General features: G+C 49.2%; 27 protein-coding genes, 1 tRNA gene and 1 pseudogene. 10 read left to right on the top strand and 19 right to left on the bottom strand.

The window, feature by feature from the left end:
- The first annotated feature begins 178 nt into the window (after positions 1–178).
- Complete coding sequence (locus AC1WNR_RS04025; RefSeq protein WP_481643253.1) at positions 179–967, top strand: SDR family oxidoreductase; 789 nt, start codon at positions 179–181, stop codon at positions 965–967.
- On the opposite strand, the gene AC1WNR_RS04030 is transcribed toward AC1WNR_RS04025, so the two are convergent.
- The 4 genes from AC1WNR_RS04030 to AC1WNR_RS04045 form a co-directional block, all read right to left on the bottom strand.
- Entirely contained in the window at positions 964–2,376 is a 1,413-nt protein-coding gene (locus tag AC1WNR_RS04030; protein ID WP_481643254.1) for a DEAD/DEAH box helicase, read from the bottom strand. The two genes, AC1WNR_RS04025 and AC1WNR_RS04030, sit on opposite strands and share 4 nt — an antisense overlap.
- An 86-nt stretch (positions 2,377–2,462) precedes the next feature.
- Positions 2,463–3,308 carry a universal stress protein gene (locus AC1WNR_RS04035; RefSeq protein ID WP_481643255.1) on the bottom strand — a complete coding sequence of 282 codons (846 nt, stop codon included), beginning with the start codon at positions 3,306–3,308 and terminating at the stop codon, positions 2,463–2,465.
- 26 nt (positions 3,309–3,334) lie between these two features.
- Entirely contained in the window at positions 3,335–4,810 is a 1,476-nt protein-coding gene (locus AC1WNR_RS04040) for a SulP family inorganic anion transporter (protein WP_481643256.1), read from the bottom strand.
- A gap of 83 nt (positions 4,811–4,893) precedes the next feature.
- Positions 4,894–5,139, bottom strand: coding sequence for a hypothetical protein (locus tag AC1WNR_RS04045; RefSeq protein WP_481643257.1), 246 nt, complete (start codon positions 5,137–5,139; stop codon positions 4,894–4,896).
- Positions 5,140–5,182: 43 nt separating this feature from the next.
- On the opposite strand from AC1WNR_RS04045, the gene AC1WNR_RS04050 reads away from it, so the two are divergent.
- The 4 genes from AC1WNR_RS04050 to AC1WNR_RS04065 all read left to right on the top strand — a co-directional run bounded on the left by AC1WNR_RS04050 (position 5,183) and on the right by AC1WNR_RS04065 (position 8,131).
- Positions 5,183–5,665: a DUF2489 domain-containing protein gene (locus AC1WNR_RS04050; RefSeq protein ID WP_481643258.1), complete on the top strand. Its 483-nt coding sequence runs from the start codon at positions 5,183–5,185 to the stop codon at positions 5,663–5,665.
- Between the two features lie 11 nt (positions 5,666–5,676).
- The gene (locus AC1WNR_RS04055) at positions 5,677–6,051 is read left to right on the top strand and encodes a hypothetical protein (protein ID WP_481643259.1); all 375 of its coding nucleotides are present in this window, start codon (positions 5,677–5,679) and stop codon (positions 6,049–6,051) included.
- A gap of 3 nt (positions 6,052–6,054) precedes the next feature.
- Positions 6,055–7,203, top strand: a complete 1,149-nt coding sequence (locus AC1WNR_RS04060; protein WP_481643260.1) for a methionine aminotransferase — start codon at positions 6,055–6,057, stop codon at positions 7,201–7,203.
- 106 nt (positions 7,204–7,309) lie between these two features.
- Complete coding sequence (locus AC1WNR_RS04065) at positions 7,310–8,131, top strand: amidohydrolase (protein ID WP_481643261.1); 822 nt, start codon at positions 7,310–7,312, stop codon at positions 8,129–8,131.
- Here AC1WNR_RS04065 and AC1WNR_RS04070 read toward each other — a convergent pair.
- Together AC1WNR_RS04070 and AC1WNR_RS04075 are read right to left on the bottom strand one after the other, a co-directional pair.
- Positions 8,098–9,516 (bottom strand): CheR family methyltransferase, encoded by a 1,419-nt coding sequence (locus tag AC1WNR_RS04070; protein WP_481643262.1) that lies wholly within the window; start codon positions 9,514–9,516, stop codon positions 8,098–8,100. The genes AC1WNR_RS04065 and AC1WNR_RS04070 overlap by 34 nt on opposite strands.
- Positions 9,509–10,066: a hypothetical protein gene (locus AC1WNR_RS04075; protein ID WP_481643263.1), complete on the bottom strand. Its 558-nt coding sequence runs from the start codon at positions 10,064–10,066 to the stop codon at positions 9,509–9,511. Before AC1WNR_RS04075 ends, AC1WNR_RS04070 begins: the two co-directional genes overlap by 8 nt.
- Positions 10,067–10,154: 88 nt before the next feature.
- On the opposite strand from AC1WNR_RS04075, the gene AC1WNR_RS04080 reads away from it, so the two are divergent.
- From AC1WNR_RS04080 to AC1WNR_RS04090, 3 genes are read left to right on the top strand one after another with little or no spacing between them, the layout of a single operon-like run.
- A complete protein-coding gene (locus tag AC1WNR_RS04080; protein ID WP_481643264.1) occupies positions 10,155–10,679 on the top strand; it encodes a cytochrome c in 525 nt (174 codons plus the stop codon).
- 5 nt (positions 10,680–10,684) lie between these two features.
- Positions 10,685–11,278, top strand: a complete 594-nt coding sequence (locus AC1WNR_RS04085; protein WP_481643265.1) for an AAA family ATPase — start codon at positions 10,685–10,687, stop codon at positions 11,276–11,278.
- Positions 11,279–11,283: 5 nt separating this feature from the next.
- A complete protein-coding gene (locus tag AC1WNR_RS04090; protein ID WP_481643266.1) occupies positions 11,284–11,640 on the top strand; it encodes a hypothetical protein in 357 nt (118 codons plus the stop codon).
- Here the strand turns inward: AC1WNR_RS04090 and ppiC are convergent.
- Positions 11,637–11,918 carry a peptidylprolyl isomerase PpiC gene (gene ppiC, locus AC1WNR_RS04095; protein ID WP_481643267.1) on the bottom strand — a complete coding sequence of 94 codons (282 nt, stop codon included), beginning with the start codon at positions 11,916–11,918 and terminating at the stop codon, positions 11,637–11,639. The two genes, AC1WNR_RS04090 and ppiC, sit on opposite strands and share 4 nt — an antisense overlap.
- 3 nt (positions 11,919–11,921) lie before the next feature.
- On the bottom strand, positions 11,922–12,503 hold the full coding sequence (locus AC1WNR_RS04100) for a rhodanese-like domain-containing protein (RefSeq protein ID WP_481643268.1): 582 nt from the start codon (positions 12,501–12,503) through the stop codon (positions 11,922–11,924).
- Positions 12,504–12,690: 187 nt separating this feature from the next.
- Between AC1WNR_RS04100 and AC1WNR_RS04105 the strand changes: the two genes are divergently transcribed.
- Positions 12,691–13,227: a hypothetical protein gene (locus AC1WNR_RS04105; protein ID WP_481643269.1), complete on the top strand. Its 537-nt coding sequence runs from the start codon at positions 12,691–12,693 to the stop codon at positions 13,225–13,227.
- A gap of 50 nt (positions 13,228–13,277) precedes the next feature.
- Here AC1WNR_RS04105 and AC1WNR_RS04110 read toward each other — a convergent pair whose 3' ends face one another.
- From AC1WNR_RS04110 to AC1WNR_RS04145, 8 genes are all read right to left on the bottom strand, one after another.
- The gene (locus AC1WNR_RS04110) at positions 13,278–13,946 is read right to left on the bottom strand and encodes a DUF4395 family protein (RefSeq protein ID WP_481643270.1); all 669 of its coding nucleotides are present in this window, start codon (positions 13,944–13,946) and stop codon (positions 13,278–13,280) included.
- Between the two features lie 438 nt (positions 13,947–14,384).
- Complete coding sequence (locus AC1WNR_RS04115) at positions 14,385–14,588, bottom strand: tyrosine-type recombinase/integrase (protein ID WP_481643271.1); 204 nt, start codon at positions 14,586–14,588, stop codon at positions 14,385–14,387.
- 12 nt (positions 14,589–14,600) lie between these two features.
- Positions 14,601–15,751, bottom strand: a protein-coding gene (locus AC1WNR_RS04120; protein WP_481642738.1) for an IS3 family transposase whose coding sequence is annotated in 2 segments (ribosomal slippage) — positions 14,601–15,514 and positions 15,514–15,751 — 1,152 coding nt in all. Because the reading frame shifts where the segments join, the coding sequence is not laid out codon by codon here.
- Between the two features lie 34 nt (positions 15,752–15,785).
- Entirely contained in the window at positions 15,786–16,193 is a 408-nt protein-coding gene (locus AC1WNR_RS04125) for a tyrosine-type recombinase/integrase (RefSeq protein ID WP_481643272.1), read from the bottom strand.
- Between the two features lie 221 nt (positions 16,194–16,414).
- The gene (locus tag AC1WNR_RS04130) at positions 16,415–17,623 is read right to left on the bottom strand and encodes an NnrS family protein (protein ID WP_481643273.1); all 1,209 of its coding nucleotides are present in this window, start codon (positions 17,621–17,623) and stop codon (positions 16,415–16,417) included.
- A 10-nt stretch (positions 17,624–17,633) separates the two neighbouring features.
- The gene (locus tag AC1WNR_RS04135) at positions 17,634–20,720 is read right to left on the bottom strand and encodes an efflux RND transporter permease subunit (protein ID WP_481643274.1); all 3,087 of its coding nucleotides are present in this window, start codon (positions 20,718–20,720) and stop codon (positions 17,634–17,636) included.
- A complete protein-coding gene (locus AC1WNR_RS04140) occupies positions 20,717–22,021 on the bottom strand; it encodes an efflux RND transporter periplasmic adaptor subunit (protein WP_481643275.1) in 1,305 nt (434 codons plus the stop codon). The genes AC1WNR_RS04135 and AC1WNR_RS04140 overlap by 4 nt, the downstream gene beginning before the upstream one ends.
- A 4-nt stretch (positions 22,022–22,025) precedes the next feature.
- Positions 22,026–22,508 carry a cytochrome b gene (locus AC1WNR_RS04145; RefSeq protein ID WP_481643276.1) on the bottom strand — a complete coding sequence of 161 codons (483 nt, stop codon included), beginning with the start codon at positions 22,506–22,508 and terminating at the stop codon, positions 22,026–22,028.
- 89 nt (positions 22,509–22,597) lie between these two features.
- Between AC1WNR_RS04145 and AC1WNR_RS04150 the strand changes: the two genes are divergently transcribed.
- Positions 22,598–23,182, top strand: coding sequence for a TetR/AcrR family transcriptional regulator (locus AC1WNR_RS04150; RefSeq protein ID WP_481643277.1), 585 nt, complete (start codon positions 22,598–22,600; stop codon positions 23,180–23,182).
- Between the two features lie 135 nt (positions 23,183–23,317).
- On the opposite strand, the pseudogene AC1WNR_RS04155 reads toward AC1WNR_RS04150, so the two are convergent.
- From AC1WNR_RS04155 to AC1WNR_RS04165, 3 genes and pseudogenes are all read right to left on the bottom strand, one after another.
- Positions 23,318–23,778 (bottom strand): annotated as a pseudogene (locus AC1WNR_RS04155) (transposase); the annotation flags it as partial.
- 241 nt (positions 23,779–24,019) lie between these two features.
- Entirely contained in the window at positions 24,020–24,523 is a 504-nt protein-coding gene (locus AC1WNR_RS04160; protein ID WP_481643278.1) for a phage integrase central domain-containing protein, read from the bottom strand.
- A gap of 114 nt (positions 24,524–24,637) precedes the next feature.
- Positions 24,638–24,722: transfer RNA gene (locus AC1WNR_RS04165), tRNA-Leu, on the bottom strand.
- Between the last annotated feature and the right edge of the window lie 47 nt (positions 24,723–24,769).

A 24,769-nucleotide genomic window follows, 5' to 3' on the forward strand; every position in this document is an offset into this window, starting at 1 on the left:
TACTGATAACGGTGATCTGTGAGTCTGTGGGTGTTGAGTTTGCGATAGCGAGCCTAATTCTCAATAATCAACTCAAGCTTCGGGTCTGGTATGTGCAACTGTGAGAGCCAATAACGATGTGCGGTCGTACCAAAGCGGACCAATGTGTTTAGTAAGTATGTTTTACGAGGAGTAGAGAATGGATCTTGGATTGAAAGGCCGCATTGCCGTGGTGATGGGCGCTTCACAAGGCCTGGGTAAAGCGAGTGCTGTGCAACTCGCCGCTGAAGGGGCGCACGTTGTGTTGGTGTCTCGCTCGGCTGAGAAGTTGGAAGCCGTAAAAAGCGAGATTGAGGCGGCAGGTGGTTCGGCACAGGTGCATACCTGTGATCTATTTGACGCCGGCTCCCGCGCTGAGTTCGTTGAGTTTCTCGGTTCCATGGAACAGCTTGATGTCCTCGTTGCCAACTCAGGCGGTCCAGCGCCGGGTATGGCTCCGGGAATCTCCTCCGATGTCTGGACAAAAGAGTTTGACGCGATGGTTCTGGGCCTGATTCAGATCATTGATGCCTCAGTGGCGCAGATGAAGAGCAAAGGCTTCGGTCGTGTGGTTGTAATCGCCTCTTCCGGGATTGTCGTGCCAATTCCAAAACTGGCGGTCTCTAATACGTTGCGCTCAGCCGTTGCAGGCTATGTGAAAACACTGGCGGAGCAGATGGCACCGCACGGCGTGACCTGCAACCTAGTGCTGCCAGGTCGTATAGAAACTCCGCGTACCCAGGCGATCGACAAGGGTACTGCCGCCAATATGGGGATTAGTGTTGAGGAGGCGCGTGCCGCGTCGGCTGCGACTATTCCGATGGGTCGCTACGGCACGCCGGAGGAGTTTGGTGCGGTTGTTACCTTCCTAGCTAGCGAACCGGCTGCTTACATTACCGGCAGCCAGGTGCGTTGTGATGGTGGAGCGATCAAGTCTATCAACGCCTAGCGGTTGCCGCTCACGTCGCCGGTCGGGGAGCGACGGCGACGTTGGCGCTGAGCCTTAGGTTTGCTTGTAGGGGCGCTTGACGCCCCTGTGCTGTTTTTTGGGCGCGAATTTGAACTAGCGCGAGTCTTTTTATTGCCATCGCGATGTTCACCGTGCCTTTTGTCACGTTGAGTTCTTCGTTCGGGGTTGCCTCGACTCTTCTGTTCGCCTTCAGGTTTAGGCTGTTTCGGTTTTTTCGGTTTGCGCGGCGCCTTAATGGCCACATCAGGCAGCGGATTATTCGGTACGAAACCCTCCATCTCCCTGCGCTCAATCTTCGCTTGGGTCAGGCGCTCTATTTCGATCAGAAGATCGAGCTCGTCCAGCGATACTAGTGATACCGCTTCACCCACGCTACCGGCACGGCCTGTTCGGCCGATGCGGTGTACGTAGTCCTCGGCAATGTTAGGTAGGTCAAAGTTGATTACGTGCGGTAGCTCTTTGATATCGATACCGCGCGCCGCGATATCCGTCGCCACCAGCACCTGAATATCGCCATCCTTGAACTCCTGCAGCGCACGCGTGCGCGCCCCTTGGCTCTTATTTCCGTGGATCGCTGCCGCCTTGATACCGGCTTTATCTAACTGAGCGACTAAGCGGTTCGCACCATGTTTAGTGCGGCTGAAAACGAGCACCTGATACCAGGCGTTACGCTTAATCAGTTCAATCAGTGCGCGAGTCTTAGCACTCTTATCGACAGGAATAATCCACTGCTCAACCGTGTGGGCCGTGGCGTTCTCGGGCGAGACGGAGACCTCAACTGGATTGTGAACTAGATCTTTCGCCAGTGCTTTGATCTCGGCTGAGAAGGTCGCAGAGAAGAGCAGGTTTTGACGCTTTGCGGGTAAGAGGTTCAAGATTTTGCGAATATCGCGAATAAAGCCCATATCCAACATGCGATCCGCTTCATCCAGTACCAAGATCTCCAGCTGATCAAAGCGCACAGCATTTTGGCTATGTAGGTCTAGCAGGCGTCCAGGCGTTGCTACCAGTAGGTCCACACCGCCACGCAGTCGCTGCATCTGCGGATTAATTTTAACGCCACCAAAGACTACCTCGGTCTTCAGTGTGGTGTGGCGCCCGTAATACTCGGCGTTGTCCTCTACCTGGGCAGCGAGTTCGCGCGTCGGTGTCAGCACTAGAGCGCGTACCGAGTTGGCTCGCACTTTCGGACCCTGAGCAAGACGCTGCAACATGGGCAGAACAAAGCCGGCTGTTTTACCGGTGCCGGTCTGTGCTGCGGCCATTACATCGCGCCCCTCAAGCACAGCGGGGATTGCTGCTGCCTGTATTGGCGTCGGTTCTTGGTAGCCCTTTTCTGAGAGAGCTTGGAGGAGGTGGTCGTTAAGACCGAGTTCGGCAAATGACATTCGTGTATGCTCGATTGAGGCGCTACAGCGCCCCTTGAATAAGATGAGCCTCAGCGGAGGCTCTGTGTAAAAAATGTTTCAGTGGCTTATCGCAGCAGCAGAAGCGGAGTGTTACTGCGGCGTACCAGTGTTGAAGTGGTGCTACCAACCAACAGCTGACGGATTCGACTGTGACCATAAGCGCCCATAACGAGGAGATCTGCCTGTTGGGTAGCCAACTGCTCGAGTATCACCTCATCGACCTCTCCGGCGAGCAGCTCTGCGTTCACCTCAAAACCTGCTTCGGCTAACTGCTGCTCGGCACTTTCAAGTTCCTTTCGGGTATCGAAAGTTGAGGGTCCTACCATCACAAGTGAGCATGCAGCTCCTTTGAGCAGTGGGCTGTCGGCTACCATCTGTAGGGCTTTGCGTGAGGTGGCACTGCCATCGAAGGCAAGCAAGAAACGCTTGGGGCTTACCAGTGGTTTGTCGGTCAGCAGGATAGGGCGGTGCAGCGCGCGAATAGTGGGTTCGATATGTACGCCCAGTGCATCGCCGTGCGAACCTTTGCCCAACACCAGTAGGCGTGTTTCGCCTTGCAGCTCCTGTAGACTGGTGACGAAGTCGTCGTGTCGCTGCATTGTGCTCGGTTCGAAAGCACCATCTTGTTGTGCGCGCTCGAGCGCTGCGGCAAGCATGACACGGCCCTGCTCGCGAGCCAGCTTGGCCCGTTTCGCATCAAGTTCCGCCAGCTCTTCCAGTAGTGCTTCACGCGCGCCCAAACCGATTGTACCGCTCAGTGGTGCTTCGTCCTCGGTTGGAAATTCACGACGATCGAGTACATGCAGCAGCGACAAGGGCGCCTGCAGTTGCGAACTAGCCCAAGCAGCGGTATCGCAGACTGCTTCGGATAACGCTCCCATGCCGTCGATACAGGCAACTACCTTACTCATAACTTTCTCCTCAGAGCGTCCAGGCCTTAGTGACCCATCAATTCATCGATCGCATCAGGCTTATCGTGCACGGCAAAGCGGTCAACAATCGTTGCGCTTGCTTCGTTCATACCGATTACCTCGACCTCTATACCTTCACGACGGAACTTCAGCACCACCTTATCGAGCGCGCTGACCGCAGTGATATCCCAAAAATGGGCGCGAGATAGGTCAATGACGACTCGGTCCAGATCCGCTTTAAAGTCGAACGCGCCGATAAACTTATCGCTGGAGCTGAAGAAGACCTGACCTACGACAGTGTAGGTCATTTCGTTCTCAGCAGTATCGCTCTTGCCGATGAAGAGGAACTGTCCAATCTTATTGGCAAAGAAGAGCGCAGCGAGCAGTACGCCGGCGAATACGCCGAACGCGAGGTTGTGTGTCGCAACCACCACGGCAACAGTCACTAACATGACTATGTTGGTAGAGAGCGGGTATTTGCGCATATTGATCAGGGATTCCCAGCTAAATGTGCCGATCGATACCATGATCATCACGGCTACCAGTGCGGCCATCGGAATCTGCGAAACCCACTCGTCTAAGAAGACGACGAGAATCAGCAGCACGACACCTGCAATTAGCGTCGACAGGCGAGTACGGCCACCGGACTTAACGTTGATAACCGACTGGCCGATCATTGCACAGCCCGCCATACCGCCGAAAAGGCCTGCACCTATGTTTGCTAGGCCCTGACCCTTACACTCGCGGTTTTTGTCGCTGGGAGTATCGGTGAGTTCATCAACAATGGTCGCTGTCATCAGCGACTCCAGCAGACCCACAACGGCCAGGGGCAGCGAATAGGGCAGGATGATCCAAAGCGTCTCCAGGTTTAGCGGTACTTCTGGCCAGAGAAATATAGGTAGGTCATCGGGCAGCTCACCCATATCACCAACCGTACGGATATCCAGACCCAGTGCCATCGCAACCGCGGTCAGCACCAGAATACAGACAAGCGGTGACGGGATCTTCTTAGTCAGCAGTGGGAATGTATAGATGATAAGAAGCCCTGCAGCCGTCATGGCATAGACGTGCCAAGTAACATCGATCAGCTCGGGTAACTGCGCCATGAATATGAGTATCGCCAGCGCATTCACGAAGCCGGTGACAACAGAGCGTGATACGAAGCGCATCAGCGAGCCGAGACGCAGGTAACCCGCGAGGATCTGAAACACACCGGTCAGCAGTGTCGCTGCTAGCAGATATTGCAAGCCGTGCTCTTTTACCAGGGTCACCATCAGCAGCGCCATCGCGCCAGTAGCAGCCGAGATCATGCCGGGTCGGCCACCGGCGAATGCAGTGATCACAGCGATACAGAAGGAGGCGTAAAGGCCGACCTTGGGGTCGACGCCGGCAATGATCGAGAAGGCGATCGCTTCAGGGATAAGTGCCAAGGCTACGACCAATCCGGAGAGGATGTCGCCGCGTACGTTGGAGAACCAGTTGTAGTGAAGAGAGGGGCTCATAGCTGTCTGCCTTGAATTAGCGCAAGAAAGCGCGCGATTCTATCAGAAAAAGCGCCGAACCACCTCTAAAGTGACCGTTAAAGTTAGGTTTTCTTGGGCTCTTTCGGTGGGATGTAGCTCTGAAAGAAGCTGATATGGGTGTTGAAACCGCGCGACAAGCTGAGCGCCCGCATATGGTTCATTGGTAGTTCGCCGCGTAGAATAGCCTGAAACTCGTCGAGCGGCATTTTACACAGTTGGGCTGCCTCCTCATCAGACATCCCCGTTGGGTTCAGATAGAGTTCGCGAACAAGGGTGCCAATTCCGGCATTGGGGTCGAGTTGTAGCATGGTTAATACAATAGCTAATTCACGTAATTTACTGAGTTTTTGAATGAGTACCGAACTAACATACACACTGATATTGGTTGGCATCGCTATTATCATCGCTCTAGCTGCGCTGATCTACAAGCAGTTACGCCACGCGCGCGAGTTTCGCGAGCAGCAGGAGGCAAGCCTAGCGCGTCATGCTGAAGAGGCTGCCAAGAACCGCGCTTATCTGCTCGAGAGCTCCAAAGCGATCGCCAATGCTATTTTGAACGACGATAAGATCACGCTGACAGAGGGGTGTATTCGCCTTAAAGTGATGATTGATAACCTCAACCCTCAGTTGCATCAGCATCCGCACTACTCAGTTTTCGAAGAGGTCTACAACCGCACGTCACATATTCCCATTTTGACGGACTGGCGTGAGTTAGAACGCAAGCAGCAACGTGCTTTTGAGAAAGAGATGCGTCAGGTTGAGCAGGAGTGTGAGTCACGGATTAATGAGGCGGCCAAGGCGTTGCTGCAGGACCCGATTTTACAGGCTCACTGATAGGCTAAGTGATGGAGCTGTTACCGGTCTTCCTTATCACACTGCTATTCTCGCTGGGCTTAGTGCTGGCGCTCACCTTCGGTAAAGCGCCAACTTATCGTCCCAGTCGTGATCAGATCGTCGCGCTATTGGAGTCGGTGCTCGCGGGCACGGCTCGCCCGAGCCATTGGGATCTGTTCATCGGAATGCCGATACAGCATGATGAGGCGCTTGAGGCGGTCCGCGTGCAGTGCGTCATCCTGCATGAGGGGTTAGACGGTTCTAATCCCGCGCAGGAGGGTTTAGATGGCTATATTTATGACCGCGCGGGGCGAGAACGTATCGCATCCATTCTGCAAAATCTGCGTGATGTCATTGAGAAGTCGCCAGTCATCCGAGAGTTCTAATCAATGAAATACCCGCAAACTAAACTGCCGAATGTCGGCCTGACGATTTTTTCAAAAATGTCTGCACTGGCGGCAGAAAAGGGTGCTATCAATCTCTCCCAGGGTTTTCCGGACTATCAGGGACCCCAGGCACTGCTCGACTCGGTGGCGAAACAGGTGGCCGCGGGTATGAATCAGTATGCGCCTATGAATGGCATGCCGGCACTACGCCGCTTGATTGCGGACAAGGTGGAGCGTCTTTATGGGCGCAGTTTGAATCCGGACACCGAGATCTGTGTCACACCCGGTGCAACCGAGGCTCTGTTCAGTGCTATCGCTTCCACCGTGCGCGCTGGCGATGAGGTGATCATCTTTGATCCCGCTTACGACAGCTATCGACCGGCTGTAGAGCTCAATGGTGGTGTGCCGATTTCCCTACCTCTGTTGCCGCCCACATTCGCAATTGACTGGGAAACGCTTCGAGCGGCAATTTCGCCACGTACGCGAATGATTATTGTCAACACGCCGCACAACCCTACCGGTCAGGCTTGGAGCCCTGAGGACCTCGATGCGCTGGAAGCGGCGGTGAGGGATACCGATATCCTGATCCTGTCTGATGAGGTGTATGAGCATCTGATATTCGATGGGCTGGAGCACCAGAGCATGAATCGACGCCCAGCTTTGGCAGAGCGCAGCTTTATCGTCTCTTCGTTCGGCAAGACCTATCATGTTACGGGTTGGCGCGTGGGATACTGCGTAGCGCCGGCGGTTTTGATGTCAGAGCTTCAAAAGGTGCATCAGTATGTCACCTTTAATACGCATACTCCGCTGCAGTGCGCGATTGCTGATTTTATGCAGCAGGAGCCAGACTACCCACTGGGCCTCGGTGAGTTTTTCAGCAGCAAGCGTGACCGGCTAGCTAGGGGGCTAGCCGCTAGCCGCTTTAAACTGTTGAACTCATCCGGCACCTACTTCCAATTGGTCGATTACACGGCGATCAGTGACCTGCCCGATGATGAATTTGTGCTTTGGTTATTGGAGGCAGCCGGCGTCGCAGCAATTCCACTCTCACCCTTCTATCAAAATGGATTGCAGACCGGTTGTGTGCGTCTATGCTTCGCTAAGCAGGATGAGACCATCGATCGAGCACTTGAAGGACTCTGTCGAGTCTAATTTTTACAGCATCTGGCCGGTAATTTTCACTGCCGGTTCAGTTTTCTTGAACTACATTTACTCTAGACTGTCATTCAGCAACCGGCTCAGGACTTGTATGCAGCAGATGAATGTAAAAACTATCCAGACAGACCTCACTTGGCACGATGCACCCGCCAATCAGCGCATGTTTGAAACGCTGATTCGTGATGCAGCTGATGCTGACCTGATTGTTCTGCCGGAGATGTTTTTAACCGGATTCACCATGGAGCCAGAGGCTCTTGCCGAAACTCAGACCGGCTCGCAGGTACGCTGGTTGATGGAGCTAGCGCGCGAGACCGATACCGCTATCTGTGGCAGCTTGGTGATAGAGTCTGATGAGGGTTATCGCAACCGCTTCCTATTTGTGACGCCTGATGGGCGTATCACCCGGTACGACAAACGCCACCTCTTCCGGATGGGTAAAGAGAACGAACACTACGAAGTCGGTACTGATCGCGTTGTGATTCACTATCGTGGATGGCGTATTCTACCCATCATCTGCTACGACCTGCGGTTCCCCGTCTGGTGTCGTAATCAAAACGACTATGACCTGTTGCTCTGTGTGGCGAACTGGCCAGCTCCGCGCCGACTCCACTGGCGCTTGTTGTTGCAGGCCCGCGCGGTAGAGAATCAGGCGTATGTGATTGGCGTTAATCGCATCGGTCGTGATGGTAAAGGGTTGGAGTATGCCGGCGATTCGATGGTGGTGAGCTACAAAGGCGATGTCTTAGTCGACTCCGCGCCCAGCGAACCCTATATTGGGCACGCGCATCTGAATATCGACGAACTGCGTCAGTTCCGCGATACATTCCCAGCCTGGGCTGACGCCGATCACTTCGAAATTTCGCGTACGCAGAAACGCGTGGTTGAGCTTCAGGACGAGGGCGAGAGCTGCAACGCTCTGTAGATCTTTGCTCGCTCTGACAGGATGGTAAAGTGAGAGCGCTGGCCGCTCGTGCTCTCGCTCCGACCTAGCATCAACAGGCCGCCAGGTTTTAGACTGCGGTGCAAATTCTCGAGCTGTCTAAGCTGCGTTTCAGGCGTGAAGTAGATAAAGACGTTACGGCAGACAATGAGGTCTAGGTCGCGGTGAGACGAAGGCTGCAACAGGTCGTGCTGCTCGAATAAAACATCAGTCTCAATAAAGTTTTTCAGATCGAATCGCCCCTCCGTCCTACCGATTGGGCGCGGCAGGTATTCGGCAGGGATGTCTTCAATCTCCTCGCGGCGGTAGAGCCCGGCCTCAGCAACTTTAAGTGCGCCTTGGTGATTATCGGTCGCGTAGATATGCACCCTCAGCTCGGGCGCGTACTCTCTGCGGATCAAATCAGCGATCAGTGCCAGAGTATACGCTTCAGCACCTGTGCTGCAGCCAGCACTCCAAATGTCCAAGCGGGTGGTGCCTGTTTTTTCGATATAGCTAATCAACTGCTTTTGCAGCTCAACAAAAACGGACGTATCACGAAAAAAACGTGTCATGCCAATTAGCAAACTGTTGTGTAAAGACTCTAACTCTTGAGAATCGACTCTCAAGCGATCGGCATACTGCTCTAAATTGTAGAATCTGAGTCTGCGCATACGGCGCTCTATCTGAGCGATAAGCGAAGCCTCTTTGTATTGGCTAAAGTCGGTCGAGCGGTACGATTTGAGTAGGTCAACGATCTGCTCAAACCCCGGTCGTTGTGATGTGCGGAGCGTTGCAGCGCTCGCAGCGCTTTTTAGGGGCGCTTTAGATTGAGTAAATAGTTCCTCATCAGATGTGCAGAGTTGAAGGTCGTAGATTGTAGCCAATCGCTTGAACAGCTCCGCCGCCATATCTGCAAGCGCCTTCAAAGAGATCAAGTGGGGTTTAAGCTTCGATGTGGCGGGCAGCTTTCCAAGCTCTGACGTAAAGGCCGTACTCAACAGGATAATGCGTGCTTTGGTGAGGTAGCGTTCTCGCAGACTCGCCAGTAGCGCACCGTTAACGCTATTCGCCGTAGTGGGGTGTAGTTGATCTGCACCGGTTAGTTCATACTGTAGTTGAGAGTTAATCAGATAAACTCGACCTCTCACTAAACTGACACGACCAGCTACTCGCCTCACAGCCAGTTCAGTCGACGCTCTGAGTCTCGACTCAAGCTTAGAGAGTGTCTCCTCAGTGCCGGTTTGTGCGAGGATCACTGCCCCGGAAAAGTCCGCCGGCAACTCTTTGACCAATTTAACAACCAAGTCCGTCTGATTGGATGCCGCGAGAATTAGCGTGATCTGATTAGGACGTTGGCGAGTCGCGTAACCACCCAGGTTATTCATTGGAGGTCTGTCTCAAGGGCCTCATGCACTCTGTCGTTGGCAGTGCACCTCCGGAGGGTACCCGGCCTTTTAGCCTCAGCACCGACTCTAAATTCGCAGCGAAATCCATCGGGCGTTTGTCCGTAAACGGGTCCTTGCTGTTAAAAAAAGTAATAAGGCGGTTAGTACGCATAAATCTAACTTGAGCACCTTGCACCAGTTCACAGATATTCTCTGCCTGCAGCTTAGATCGCTCACGGTCTGGGGCCGCATCGACGGTGGTCTCTAGTACCAGCACCATACTGGTATCCTGTCCTACAGTGATGTAAGTGCGCGTATGAATTCTATCGGGCAGGATGTTTAGAAATCGGGCTAATTCGGGGCGCAGTTCGCTCTCCAATGCGAGATCTAAGCGGTAGAGTCCAAGATCGAGATGGCTGACCGGCGTATCCGACAGAATGTAAAGTGTGCGTGACGAGTTATCGGATGCCCAGCTCAGAGGGATCAAGCAGATCGATAGTACGGCGAGCAGCGCTCTAAGCTGAGTAAGTGTTCGGGTGAGCGGCTTCATCTCTGCCTCTAAACGAGTTAAAGTTATAAGCTAAGAGTATCAAAAAATATCGCTCAGGGCTCTTGAGTGAGATCTAGGAGATACGGCGATGAATCGCTCAAAGTTAGTAGTGGCCATTGTGGGGGCTGGCAGCTTGGCTGCAGCCGTGGCGTTCGCAGCGATGGATCACTCCAAACATGACGCATCAATGCATGGCAAAGATGCGGGCATGATGAAACATAAAGCGACTGAGGATACGAGGGAGCTGGTTCTCTACCCCCGCCCAGTGTACGAATCGACGCTGCGCAATATGCGTGAGCACCTACGCGGTATCTCTGAAGTCCAGCGCCTGGTCGGCGAGGGTCGCTACTCGGATGCAGCTGAAGCCGCTGAACGCGGTATGGGTATGGGGCATAACCACGGTGCCGATGGCAATGCTTCAGAACATCAGTTTATGCCCAAGGGTATGATGGCTCTGGGGAGTGGCATGCATATGGCAGCAGCAGAACTTGCGACCACCCTGCGCGATGCTGAGGTAACCGACGATCTGCAGGCCGTGTTTGTTGCGATGGGTAAGGTAACGGCTAATTGTGTAGCCTGCCATGACGCTTATCGTCTGCAGCCGATGGAATAAGCTGTTTGGCGCCCAAATTAATCGCTGTTGTGGGTGCATCGGGTTCCGGTAAAACTACCGTTGCCCGCCAGTTGCACGCTGCGCTCGATCAGATCGGAAAGCGTACCGATCTAATCAGCATGGATAGCTACTACAAAGCGGTTGGGCATCCGCTCAATAACTATGATCGGCCAGCTGCATTCGACTTCGACCTAATGGTTGAAGACCTCGCGCAGCTCAAATCGGGTCGAGCGATCGATGTCCCCACGTACGATTTCGTCACTCACCGCCGCCAATCAGCGGTTGTGCGCGTTGAACCCGTTGATGTCGTCGTTGTAGAAGGGCTGTTTCTTTATGCCTTGGATGAGCTATTGCAGCACTTTGATGTGCGAATCTATTTAGATGTCGATCCTGACCTCTGTTTTCAGCGGCGTTTTGAGCGGGATCAGGTTGAGCGCGGCAGAGAGCCTGATGATATCAAACGGCAGTACTTTGATCAGGTTTATCCGGGATATCAGCAGTATATTCACCCGTCTAGGGTGCATGCGACGCATACGATTGAGGCGTTACCGGATGATCGAGTGAAGTGGCTTAACGAGTTGTTGGAATTTGGGAAATAAGAAGAATGAATCTATATTTCGCGCTACATGTTGTGCTGGGACTATTAGCCGGGGCGACCCTTGCGGCCTTGCGTTGGGGGCGTTCGGGCGATGCGGATTGCCCGCAGGCGCTGACAAATACCCCAGTGGCGAAGATCAGCGCTGGCGCGGCGCTTATCTTCGTGATCCTGGCGCTCTGGGGCGATTACGCCTACCTTGGCGCAGAGATGGCGCTCTATGGTGCGGGTTTGACGCTAGTTGGCTTGCTGCTGCAAGGCTTCGTGATTCACCGTAAGCTAGGTTATTACCTAACGCTGCTTGGATTACCCCTGTTCATAGCCTGCGTTGGGGTAATCTCTAAGCTCTGGCTGCTGATTGTTTAGCTCGAACGGTAGAGCGTCTTAATCAAGTGATAACCAAAACGGGTCTTAATGGGTCCGTGCACCTTGTAGAGTGGACGCTTAAACACTACATCATCAAAGGCTTTAACCATCTCACCACGGCGAAACTCACCTAAATCACCACCGCGCTTACCCGACGGGCAGGTTGAGTAACGCTTGGCTAGCTTTGCAAAATCGCCACCTTTTTTAAGCTGGTCGAGAATATCCAGAGCCTCTTTCTCGGTTTTAACGAGAATGTGTACGGCAGATGCAGTGGCCATAAATTAGAGCTCACCCTCAACGGTGGTCAAACCATGAATGGTCCAGTCTTGGTAGCCGCCGCGGTAGTAGTAGATCAGCTCAGCCGGATAGCCCTCGCGAATCATCGCGCGAATGCCGTTCGGGCTCTGCGGACAGGTGCTAGAGTTGCAGAAGGCGTAGACCTTAGCTGTCGCGCCATCACAATTCCAAGCTTCACTACTCTTTTCACAGCCGAAGCGATCCATATTGATCGCCACCTCAGTGTAGGGGATGTTGATGGAGCCAGGAATCGTACCGAGCTGCAAAACGTGATCCTGCTGGCGCATATCTACAATCAGTGTGTCCGGCTTACCCATTGCCTCAATCATATCGATCTCACCAACTGGCGTTACGCCTTCAGCGGGCACCATTGGCTGCAGGTATCCTTTGATGATTGCTGGTGGTGTCTTGATGCGTGTAATGGTGAAGGGACCATCCTCCAATTCGACGGTATACTCCTTCATCTTGTCCCAAAGCTGGATATTTTCATCGGCGGCAAAAGCAGCAGGAGTAATCAGTCCACCCGTTAGGGCAGTTGCAAAAAGGCGTGCGACTAGGTTTTTCATCTCTGTCCAATCCTCGAATCTTTTATATCTGTATCACAGATCGTTATAGCCATTATCCTCTGTTTATTGCTCGAATTCTGCACTTTTTTCTATCCCTGGTATCAACTTTGGTCGGGCGATGGGGTTGAAACCAACCCCACCATCGGCGTTAATACGGCACCTCATCTTTTAAGCACGTAGGCGATTTATGTTTAAGCGGTTTGTTTTCGTTCTTGTTTTTTGGATCCCAACTTTTTCAAACGCGACCGAGCTCAAAGAGCTTCAATCGAGCACCATAGCAGCGCAGATTGAGGCGAGTCCATTTATGGCCAACCTTGTCCAGCAGGGGTTGGCAGGTTGTGCCAGTGGTGGAGATAGCGCTGAGGAACGCGCTGCGTTTGTTGGGTGTATGAACAGCTTTGTGTTTGCACAGGTTGGCCGCTGGGGTATCTGTGCTAAACGCTTTCCAACGCTTGATGCGCGAATATTAGAGCCTTGCATTGATGATCAGGAACGGGCACACAAACTAGCCATGGCAGCGGTAACTCACGTAGAACCCCAAAAGTACAACCGCTGTGCCGCTGTCTCGCTGTATGAACCAGCGCACGAGGTGATCAGCGCCTTTTATATTGAACTGGGCAAGCAGATTATCCAATCCAATTTCAAAACGAATGCGGCCAACAGCTTTGTGCTCTCCTTAGGGCCCTTTGATGCCGAGAAGATGTTGAGCTGTGTGGCGAATTGATCGGGTCAAAGTAGGGACGCTCGATGGAGCGCCCCCAGAGGCGTGCTAACCTAGGCCTCGCTAGGGATACAGGTGTCGCACTTCTCCTTGAAGATCCCGACCTTCACCAACAGTGAGTGTACCCAGCAACCTGCGCACCAACCTGCTGCCGCTTCCAGCCACATGAAGGTTAGGCAGAGCGGGATGGTTGCCAGAGGCGTCCAGCGCGGCATCCAGTTCTCGGTAGTTGAGAGCAGCTCCATTCCAGTAACACCATTTACAAACTCGGCAGTAGGTACTGGATTGAAGAAGCAAAGACATGCGCCGACCAGTAGGGTACCGATCTTCCAAGCAAACTTCTTCGGTTGGTAGGGGCGGTAGATCGGTTTGTGATGGCGGTTGAGTAGCCCAGCCACCCAAACCATTGGGCTCAGCCACGCAGTTTTAGCGCTCTGGGTAATAATCATTTCCCAAAGAACATAGAGCAGAACATAGGTCTGCGGCGTCCAGTCATAGACCTGACGCACCATCTCTGCCTGATAAATAATCTGACCGGCGAAGTTGGTCTCCCAAGTGTCTTCAAGCGTCGCCGTATCCACGACCCAAGCTGAGCCATTAATCGTGTTGTAGAAGATGACCAGAATCCAGACTGGAACCAGAAAAAGCATCGCAGCGCGGGTTCGCACGACGTTTTCGTTGACCATATCAAAGGTCATCGGGTGGTGTAGAGGGCTTCTCATTTTAATTTCCCCATCATTGTTCTCCCCCATTCAATGCGTGAATAGGCACACTTAAGTTTATGAGTGAACGCTGATGTAGGCCAAGTAGCCCATTAGAGCGAATGGGAGCTAAAACACCTTGGTATATATTAGCGGGTGCTTAAGGAGAGTGGTGAGCGGGGTTTTGTTGAACTTGATACTGAGGATTTCAGACATAAAAAAACACGATATCGACAATATCGTGTTTTTTTGACGCTTTTGGCTACATTTTATTGGTACCGATGGTCGGACTCGAACCGACACGCATTGCTGCAACGGATTTTGAATTGCGGGTTGTCTAATAAATTCTATTATTTTCAATAACTTATGTTTTGTATGTATTGGTGCGCTAAATAGTGTGCGATAACTTTTTTCAAATACTGTGTTGCAACCTACACTTTTAACTCGTCTGTTTCCAAATCAGATGAGCTCAGCAGCATTGCGCTTTAGCTCATCATTTACTGTTACATATCTCTGTGTTGTCTGAATGCTTTGGTGACCAGCCATTTCAGCGAGCACAAATACACTCACTCCTTTTTGACTCAATTGAGTTAACCAAGTTCTTCGGCCCGAGTGGCTTGTAGCTCCGTGCATTCCTGCTCGCTCGTATAAGCGTTGTGGCAAGGCCCTAGTTTCCTAGACAGCTGCCAGCTTTTGTAAATACTGCTCTTCATATTGAGCTGGAGACATCCCATTATTGTTGCCGTGACGGCGCGATGAGTTGTAGAACAGCTCGATGTAATTAAAGATATCCGCTCTTGCTTCATTCCGTGTTGGGTAGATTTTGCGCTTGATCCGCTCGGTTTTGAGGTTCGAGAAGAAGCTCTCGGCGACGGCGTTATCGTGACAGTTCCCGCGTCGACTCATGCTGGCTTCTAAACCGTGGTCCTTTAAGAAGGTACGCCAGTCGCTGCTAGTGTATTGAACACCTTGGTCGGAGTGGATCAGAACAGTTCCTTTGGGTTGCCGACGCCAAAGAGCCATCATAAGCGCATCGATGACCAGCTCTGCCCGAGGATTGTTCTTCATACTCCAGCCGATGACTTGACGGTTAAATAGGTCAATGACAACAGCCAGATATAGCCAACCCTCGTGAGTTCGGATGTAAGTAAAGTCGGTCACCCAAGCCTCATCGGGAGCGTCAACATCAAACGCTCGAGCAAGCGTATTCGGCACCACTAGACTAAGATCCCCGCCACTGAAGCCTCTGTGTTTCTTATAACCCCGGTGAGATGAGATGTCGTTCTGCCGCATAATACGATGCACTCGGTTTTTCCCGACCTGCTCGTTATCATCCTTCAGATCTTTTGTTATATTTCGGTAGCCGTACACAAATCCACTCTCAGCCCAAAACTGCCTGATCTTCGTTAATAAGCGCTTATCTTCCTGTGCGCGTTTCGACTCCGGGTTCCTACGCCAGGCGTAAAAACCGCTGCGTTCAACATCGAGCACTCTGCACATCGCTGCGATTGGGAACTGATCAAGTCGTGACTTTATGAACGCGTACTTCTCTTTGACTCGGCTGCAAAGTACGCTGCGGCCTCCTTTAATATGTCTCGTTCTTCAGTGACACGTCTAAGCTCAGCCTTGAGTTTACGGAGCTCTTCCTGCTGATCATTAATCGTATGATGTTGAGAGCTCGCGGAGCCATATTTCTTAACCCAGTTGCGAAGAGTCGGCTCTGAAACTCCTAATCTCGTAGCTACTTCGCTGAGCCTGTAGTTGCGTTCCGTGACTTGCTTGGTTGCTTCGATTTTGAACTCTTCAGTGTAACGTTTCGCACTCATTTGTGATCACCTCATGTTAGGCGTTAGTGTAACGCTAACAGGTGTCTACAATACTAGGGCCTTGCCATTGTAAGTGCTGTGTGGCAGTATTTGCGCTAAAGCGTGACGACTTCTGTGTTGAAAATAGATAGCCGTGTGCTGGACGTCGTTTAAGTCCTGAAAGGTATTCGCGTAGCTGGCGCATCATCTTTTTCGGTAGGAATATTTTTCTAGAGCGCTTACTTTTAGTACGTTCTTTGTCGAGTGTTAACTCAGAGAGTAGGGTGCCATCATTGCTGGTGATGTCTTCAAAACGGAGAGCTGCTACTTCTCCAACTCGAAGGCCACAATAATGAGTAAGCATTAGCATCGTAATGTCACGTTCTGGATAGCGACTACATGCTCGTGTAACGTCGAAAACCTGCTTTAGTTCCGACTTAGAAAGTGTTTTTGCTTGTGCCATAAACTTCACCAAAAATGTAACTTTTTCGTGTGTATAGCTTATTTTCTGAGGTTTGTTTTGGGCAACCGAAAAGGCAGTTTGCCAGACCTTTTGCGATTCAATGACTTAGTGTGAAATGTAAGAAATTCCGAGTTTTCTTACATTTCGTAGGGGGCTCTTAACGACCCATTTGAGACACTCAAGTTAAATTTACACTCCACGTTTCAAAGGTCATTTCAGCATTATCGTGACATGTTTTCAGTGAATAAGATTTTGGTATAGGCAAACACAAAAATCAAAAAGCCTATACTCCAAAGTAGAGCTGATGACGCTATAACTATTGAATATTCCATGCCGAGTAATGACCCTGTGACGCGGTCAATCGCAGCAAAACTAAGGGCTAATAAGGAACAAGTAACCCAAACATTAGCCTTAATAAGTCGTCCAGTATGCCCTAATGAAACTCTCGATATCATCGATAAGATCATAAGTCCCATCCCGCCAACCGTGATCGAATGAAAACCAAATGAAACACTTGGTATCAAATTCATTTTCGCCAAGGCGAGTAGAAAAAAACCTAGACTCATAGCTAAGTAACTAAGATGTAAGGACCATACTAGTGGGACCTGCAACGTCACCCATAGCCTCCATCGCAAAGCCCTAAATAGATTTGAAATCCCTGCCACGAATAGAACAGCAATGCTAAGAGTGGTCGGTACAAAGTTTTGAGCCAAAGTTGTAATAAACACAATCACAATGCTTAGAATCGAAAGTTGCTCTAACCACCCAATCGAGTTAACCCGAGGTGTCTTTGTTCCGTTGGCTGTGAACATGGGAAAGACTCGCCCCCCCATTATGCTCATTACTAGCGCTGCAAGGATGACCATGGCGTGCGAAATAGTGGTGATATCAACGATAGACTCACTCGACAATGAAAAATGAAAGACAGCATTCATCATCGCCATCACAAGTAGGATAGGTACAAAAAAGAGATTCCTCCACATCTTGGCTTGCAGTATCGGGCGCGCTAAAAAGCCAGCACAGGCTGGCAAGAAGAGAAGATCTATAACGATTGTGTAATCACGAAAAAAGGCGGGTTGAAAGGCAAGTGTTATACGACCTAGAAGCCATGTCAGTACAAGAGCAGCTAACCACCATCCTTCAATGCATTTTCGCTTTGTCCAGGTTTGCACAGCAGTTAGGAGAAACCCAACCATGATTGCTGGAAAAAATCCGAATAGCATCTCATGAAGGTGCCACGCATAGGCACCGCCATAGAAATCAAACTTAATCAAACCGAGAAAACTAAGAGCCCAAGCGGGTATGCTTAATGCACCAAACGCAGCACCAAGCAAGAAGAATGGCCTGAATGCTGCGTTTAGAAAAGCAGGGTGATGCCTCTTCGTATTGTTTTCTTCTGTAACGGATCCATCAATTTGTAATAGAGCCACAAATAGTCTCTTAGTTTGTCGGTGACTTAGATTTCAGGTCATTAACAATTGCATATAGTGAAGGAACAACAATCATGACCAATACTGTCGATGCTAGCAAACCAAACACAACAGAAATCACCAGTGGTTTGAGGGTTTGTGCTTGAGTCGATGTTTCCGTGAGTAATGGCGCCATTCCCATTATGGTCGTTGAAACTGAAACAAAAATAGGACGAAATCTTGAGCGAACGGCTTCGCTAGCAGCATCTATTACCGACTTGGTATCAGAAACTCTCTCTTTGATGACGCCTATTAACAGTATTGCATTGTTTACAACGATACCTGATAGCGATGCTGCCCCAACAAGTGATGGCATAGATATATTGTACCCCATCAAATAGTGACCCCATACAACGCCAAGAAATGCCATTGGGATAGTTAGGAGCACTATCAAGGGTTCAACATAGCTCCTAAATTGGAATGAAAGAATTAGATATACCCCTACTATTCCAATCAAGAACCCACGAAGAATAGAGGCAACAGTTTCAGCCGAATTCGCTGCTTGTCCAGCAACCTCAAAAGCAATACCTGAGTAATTTGATTGGATATTTGGAAGCAAGGTTTTCTTGATGTCTGCAGTAATAGCATCAGCATTGGCTATTCGGCCATCCACATCCGCTTGAATTGTTACAGATCTTGCTCCATTTCGTTGTGTAACTGAACTCCACTCTCTAGTTTCATAAAGCTTTACAACATTAGGTAAGAGAACAGTTGATCCATCATTCAGCTGAAGCTCAAACGCCAACAGATCGTTGATGTCTTGCGTGCTGTCATCCGCAAACTTAACTTCAATCGCGTATTGAAGTTCACCAACGCGAATATCATCAAGGGTTTCGCCAAGAAATGCTCCGCGCAACTGATTAGCAATAGCTAATGGCGTTAAGCCTAAAGCTTGTCCGTCAGAAGTTATCTGCATACCAAGTTGAGGCTTGCCAACATTTAAATCATGTTTGGCGTTTAATACACCTTGGTACTTTTCTACTTCACTTAATAGATCTTGCGAAGCCCTAAAAAGCAAATCTAAATCCTCATGGAATAGTCTTAGCTCAACAGCTATACCCTGTGGACCGATACCTGGCTCTGTAAGAATTAAAGATGTGATTCCTGGTAATACACCAATTTCACGCTTCCATATTTCTATGAGTTCATCGAGCGTTGTATTTCGGATCTCTGCAGATAAGAGGTCAGCTGAAACCGTTGCCACATGACTTCCGCTCTCTCCGACAGATAAATTTCTTCCGAATCGAGTTATCACACGTTTAACAAGGTCCTGTTGTTGCGGTTGTTTAGACTTCAGCTCGATATTCACACGTGCAAGGGCGTCTTCCACCTGGCGGACAGCTTCTTCAGTTCTAGCGAGCGATACACCCATGGGTAGCAAAATTCGTGCTTCAATTACATCGCCATCAATTTCAGGCATTGCTTCACGCTTTACTACGCCAGAACCTAAGGCTCCAATAGTAATGATCAATAATCCAACAGCGACTCCAACAACTAGCCAGCGATGATTAATAGCCCAGTCTGCTAGCCTGCCAATGCCCCGCTCTTTAAATGAATTAAAGATCTCTTCGAAGCGGACTTTGAATTTGTTGGGCGAATAATTCGATTTAGTTAGGCTTTGTTTAAGGTGATGAGGAAGTATGAAAAAAGCCTCAACTAGGCTTGCTGTTAACGCAGCTAAAAGAACGACTGGAAGTACCTCAAGCACAGCGCCAAGCTCACCCGCTAAAAAGGATAACGGCAAAAATACTGATACAGTTGTAAGGAATGAAGAGACTACACCTGGAGCAACCGCTACAACGCCCTGAACTACAGAAGGCAAAGTAACGTTGCCGTGTGAGTGCACTGCTATGGAGTCGGACAACACAATGGAATCGTCCATGACAATCCCTATGGCCATAAGTAACGCAACTACGGTGATCATATTTAAACTTTCACCTGTCAATGACATCCAAGCAAAGGCGCCTAGAAACGCTACAGGCAATCCCATTGCTGCCCATGCAGCATAAGCAGGTCTGAAGAATAGGCTCATTACAAGTACAACTAGTACAAGACCAACGACACCGTTTTGAACAAGCATTGTTAATCGATCACGTATTATTGAAGTTACATCTTGAACGACTTCAAGGTGAATCGAACCAATTCCTCTGCTTTGCTCGGCTTTCACCGTATTTGTTAAGTTGTCGAGAGATCTTAAAGCGTCAGCATCTAGGGGTTTGTGTACTTCAAGTAGAATGACGGGAAGACCATCTAAAAAAGCTGCATTACTCGATGGCTCATATTTTTCATCTACCCTAGCGATATCACTCAGATTGATCACGGCACCATTGGTTAAAGTGACAATGGGCAGATTTAATAGTGCATTCTTTGATAGCGCTTCGGTGTCAAATCTGATGTTGTACTCACCGCTTTCTCCTTCAAGCGTACCAGCTGGAAGATTGATGCTTTGTTGCTTAAGCGCATTAGCAATAGAGGAAGTTGTTAAACCGTACTCTTTCAAAACACGAGGATCAGCCTGTACTGACCAGGTTCTCTCCCCAACACCAGAACGAATAACTTTAGCTACAGTATCGAGTGAAGCTAATTGGTCTTGTAGATTCTTTGAGTAGTGATCAAGTTGTTCCAGTGGTAGCTCACCAGATACAGCGACAGAGGCCACTAAATCAGTGCGATGAAGTTCACGAATAACAGGAGCTTCAGCTAATGTTGGAAATGAATCTATTGCCGAGATTTCAGTTTTTAGATTGCTAACAAACCTAACAGCATCACCACTTGGCTGCATAGTCGCTACAGCGTGAGCTAAATTGTTTTGTGCTGTACAGACAAAATCACTCAGTGATTCAACTGATTGAACGGCATCCCATAGGGGCTCACATATTTTCTTTTCAACATCTGAAGGTGTTGCGCCACGATAAACGACCGATACCTCTGCCTCGACAGGGCGAAAGTCTGGAAATGTCTCTCGTAGAAGAGTTGGTGCTGAAAACGATCCAACGGCTATAAACACTAAAAGAAGTAAGTTTGCTGCAGTGGGATGAGATGTAAACCATCTAATCATTTCGCTACCTCAATCCCAGTAAACTTTTGTCCTGGTATTGCTGTTATCAGAGAGTCGAGTATCAATTTGTCACCCGCATTAAGCCCGCTCATGATTTTCACTTGGTTCTCTTGCATGAGGCCAAGCTGCACTTCTCGAAACTCAATTTCATTCTCTTCATTTAGCAATAGAACTTGATCTTGGTGGACTGCAGATAATGGAATCGTAATTACACTTGTGGGCTGAATCGTTCTAAATACCAACTCAATGGGTTGATTTGGTAACAGCGGGAAGTTCTGTGCGGCTGAATGGCTCGAATATGGATCATCTACCCTTACTACGATTTGAAGTGTTCTTGCTCGGTTATCTAGCTCAGTGCGAACAGATATCACCTCTGCCTTCCAAGATTCGCTTACGCTCCCAACTGTTCGCACTTCAGCGGAAACCAGTTTATTTAATGTATCTGTTACAAATTCATTATTCAGCGTGGAAGGTGGCGTATTTAGACCGATTAAATCTCTGAACTTATCGATGTTTACTTGTGCAGTAACATCGGCTGATTTAATGCCTATCCCTTCAATTAACGGCTGTCCAACATTAACAGCCTGATAGTCTTCAACAAGCAGTTTAGAAATCCTAAGTGGGTAAGGCGCGATAATATCTGTTCTAGCTAAATCCCTATGTGCACGGTCTAGTGAGATACTTAACGCTTGCTTTTGAGCTAACAGCTTCTGCTTCTTAGGTTCTACAAGTAACAAGCCATTATTAATGTCTGTAACTATTTTCTCCGAAGTCAGAGTGGCCCTTTGGACATCATCCAATTGCTTACGTGTTGCGGATCCGCTGGCATATAGCTTTTGGATTCGATCTAGATCTGCTTTTGCGAAGGTAAGCTGTCGCTGCTCTAAATCTAAGATCCGTTGAGTGTTTTCAGCCTCGGCATTAAGAAGTGAAAGCTCGTACTCAATACCAGACAACTCAGCACTAATTTGAGAAATAGCAAGCTCATAGTCCAAAGGATCTATCTTGAGAATGACATCACCAGCGTCAACCCAAAGCCCTTCAACGATTGAGTCATTTGATCGGTAAATTTCCCCTTTAACCTGTGCAACAGCCGACCATTTGTCGCTTGCCTCAATTGTTCCCGAAATCGACATCTCTGAGAATGCTTCCTCGGGCTGAACAACTAGGTATTTAACCGCTTTGATTTCTATTAACGATGCGCTCTTTTCTGGTGGTTTGACGCCGTTGAGTAGTAATGCAGTTCCAGCAATTCCCACAACAATAGGAATTCCAAACTTTAAGTAACGAGTCCACTGCATCTTGTTACTTCCTTGCAAGAAACATTCGATTCAATAAACCATCTTTCATTATGAAATGATGGTAAAGAGCAGCTAAAACATGCCCAAGAACTGTTATTAAAAGTAATACCTTAAAAAGGTTGTGTGCATTGGCCGCAGCGTCAATATTGAAGAACCATGCCATTCCACCGCTAAGTACCATCATCAGTAAAATTGCATAGAGAAGCTTATGCGCTATGTTTGATAATCTGTTGCCGAGTAAGTCTTTTGTTTCATGGGTGCTTATTGACCTCAAACGCAATCGTATGAGTACAATTACTGCTATAAAGATACCGCCAGCTACGTGTGATAGCACCAGCGGATCAAATGAAACAGACTTGCCTGATTGGATGAGTTCCCAAGCGTTTACAATAGAGTCATGAAGCACGTATTGAGCTATAACAAGGGCTACTGTACTCCAATGGAGTACGATTTGAGTTTTGCTATACCAGCGTAATTGATCGGACATGGTTTTGGGTCCTTAAACTATTAATTAGATAGTTCTAATGTTATGTTAGTATTTAATTACTTACAAGAGAAAACGTTTTGCTAAAAAGAATGTCCGCATCAAAGCGCAAAGATGAACTTATCAATGCACTTCTAGAGTTGGCTTATGAAATAGGACCAGACCGCCTTACTGCCAGTGATATCGCAGCGCGAATTGGAGTCACTCAGGGAACGGTTTTCCGCCATTTCAAAAATAAAGATGAGTTGTGGGTAGCAGCAATACGCAAAGTCACTGATGGACTGAAGAGCGCATGGGCTGAAAATTTACTCCTATCCAAGGAGGTGGATGCCAAACAGCGAGTTGCTCGATTAGTCCATTGCCAGCTTGAACTTATTCAAAATACACCAGCTTTGCCCTTGATTCTCTTTTCACGTGAGTTAAACACAGAGAATGAAGAGCTGCGAACGATTATCAGAGAAACACTGTTTGTGTTTGATAGCCATCTCTCCTCTCTGATTGAAGAGGCGCTCATTGGTCGTGACCAATCGGGAATTACAGTGCCTGATGTAGCCAAATATTTAACATCATTAATACAGGGGCAGGCTGTACGATGGGGATTGAGTGATAAGAGCTTCGATTTAGTAGCTAGTGGCAATCAATTATCCCTCAAATTGATTGATATCTTAATTAGCTAGCCCATCAACTGTGAACGGCGGCTATGTGCCGTTAAGAGACATCCGTTCGAGAATGCTTATCCAAAATTTAAGTTCAGTTGAGTTACATTAGTAGGTAATTAACTGTCTTACCTTAGGCTTATCGACATGATCACTGTGAAGCATAAGATATCCGTATGCGGACTGCTCCGCTGCTAACTCTTTGAGCCGAGCCCTGAGTTCTCCGTCATCGCGAGGCATTGCTTTATAACGGAAACTTCATCGGCGAATACCCGCCAATCGACAAGCCGCTCGTTCCGATAGTTTGTGCTCTTGCATCAGATGTATGACCACCTGCTTTCGCTGAGTGGTCTTTACCACTTTTTTGAGAGCACATCCTTCATGGCATCGACTTCAAGTAACTTCTCAGCCAAGAGCTTCTTCAGCTTGTTATTCTCGGCTTCGAGTTCGCGTAACCGCTTAGCTTCGTTTACTTCCAGTCCAGCATACTTGCTACGCCAGTTGTAGAACGTGCCTGACGAGATACCTAATTGTCGACAGATGTCGTCAACCTTGGCGCCCGCCTCGTGTTCTTTGATCGCTTTGATGATCTGTTCTTCGCTGTAACGCTTCTTCATATCGAGATCTCCATCCCTTTAGGTTAAATGGAAATCTCATCGAGGTCATGGTCTAGTTTATCGGGGAGAGGTCACAGGCCCTGAGCGTCTGCTAGAAGCTCATTCAGATCGTTACCTGAAAACGTATAGGTCGCACCCAGAAGTGCCGCTGTAAGGCCGCTCAGCGGCTCTGATGGATCTACGTAAGACAGGATGAATATAAGCTTGGGTCTGTCAGGGCTTATGCGAGACTCCAGTGACTCTAAACGCCTGCTAAGCCTTGCCAGTCAACAGGTTGACTTTCAGGCTTGTTACGGATGCCGCGGCAGGGATTGTGTTCGCTTCCGTATTGCTCGTCCGCGTATCGGAATACTGCGCTCAGGGCTGCTTTATAACGGTTGTGTGTTGCGTTACTTCGGCCGTTACTAAGTAAGCGTTGAAGAACTGTCCGAACACTTACCTTTGTCACTTTGGCTATTGGTAAGTGTCCAAGCTCGTCAGACCAAAACGAAACTCGCTGCTGTCTGCTCGTATCTTTACCTCGATAGTTGTTCAGATAGTCAGCGATAAGTTCGCTAAGGGTAGTAGTTTGAGAAAATCTATAGTTAAGCCCAGAGGCTGTCTCAGACTCTATAATCAGTATGGCAGCGTGTTTCTCTGCTTCAGATTTCTTTTTGAAAGTCTTGCTGTGACGAAAGCCATCTATCATCGCTTCAACACGATAAGTAGTGCCTTTTTTGCCTTTGATTGCTTGTATCGATGCCATTGTAATCACTCCATTACGCTTAATTACGTTAAAAAGTGACAACCAATAGTCTAAGGAAGGTTACGCTGCTGCCTAAACAAGCTCTAACTCGTTGTCCAGACGAGCTTTTTTGCTTGGTACCGATGGTCGGACTCGAACCGACACGCATTGCTGCAACGGATTTTGAATCCGTCGTGTCTACCAATTCCACCACACCGGCGTAGGAAGCGTGGGGCGCATTATAGACAGGTTAAATTTGGCGTCAAT

This window comes from Marinobacterium marisflavi, from assembly GCF_982447095.1.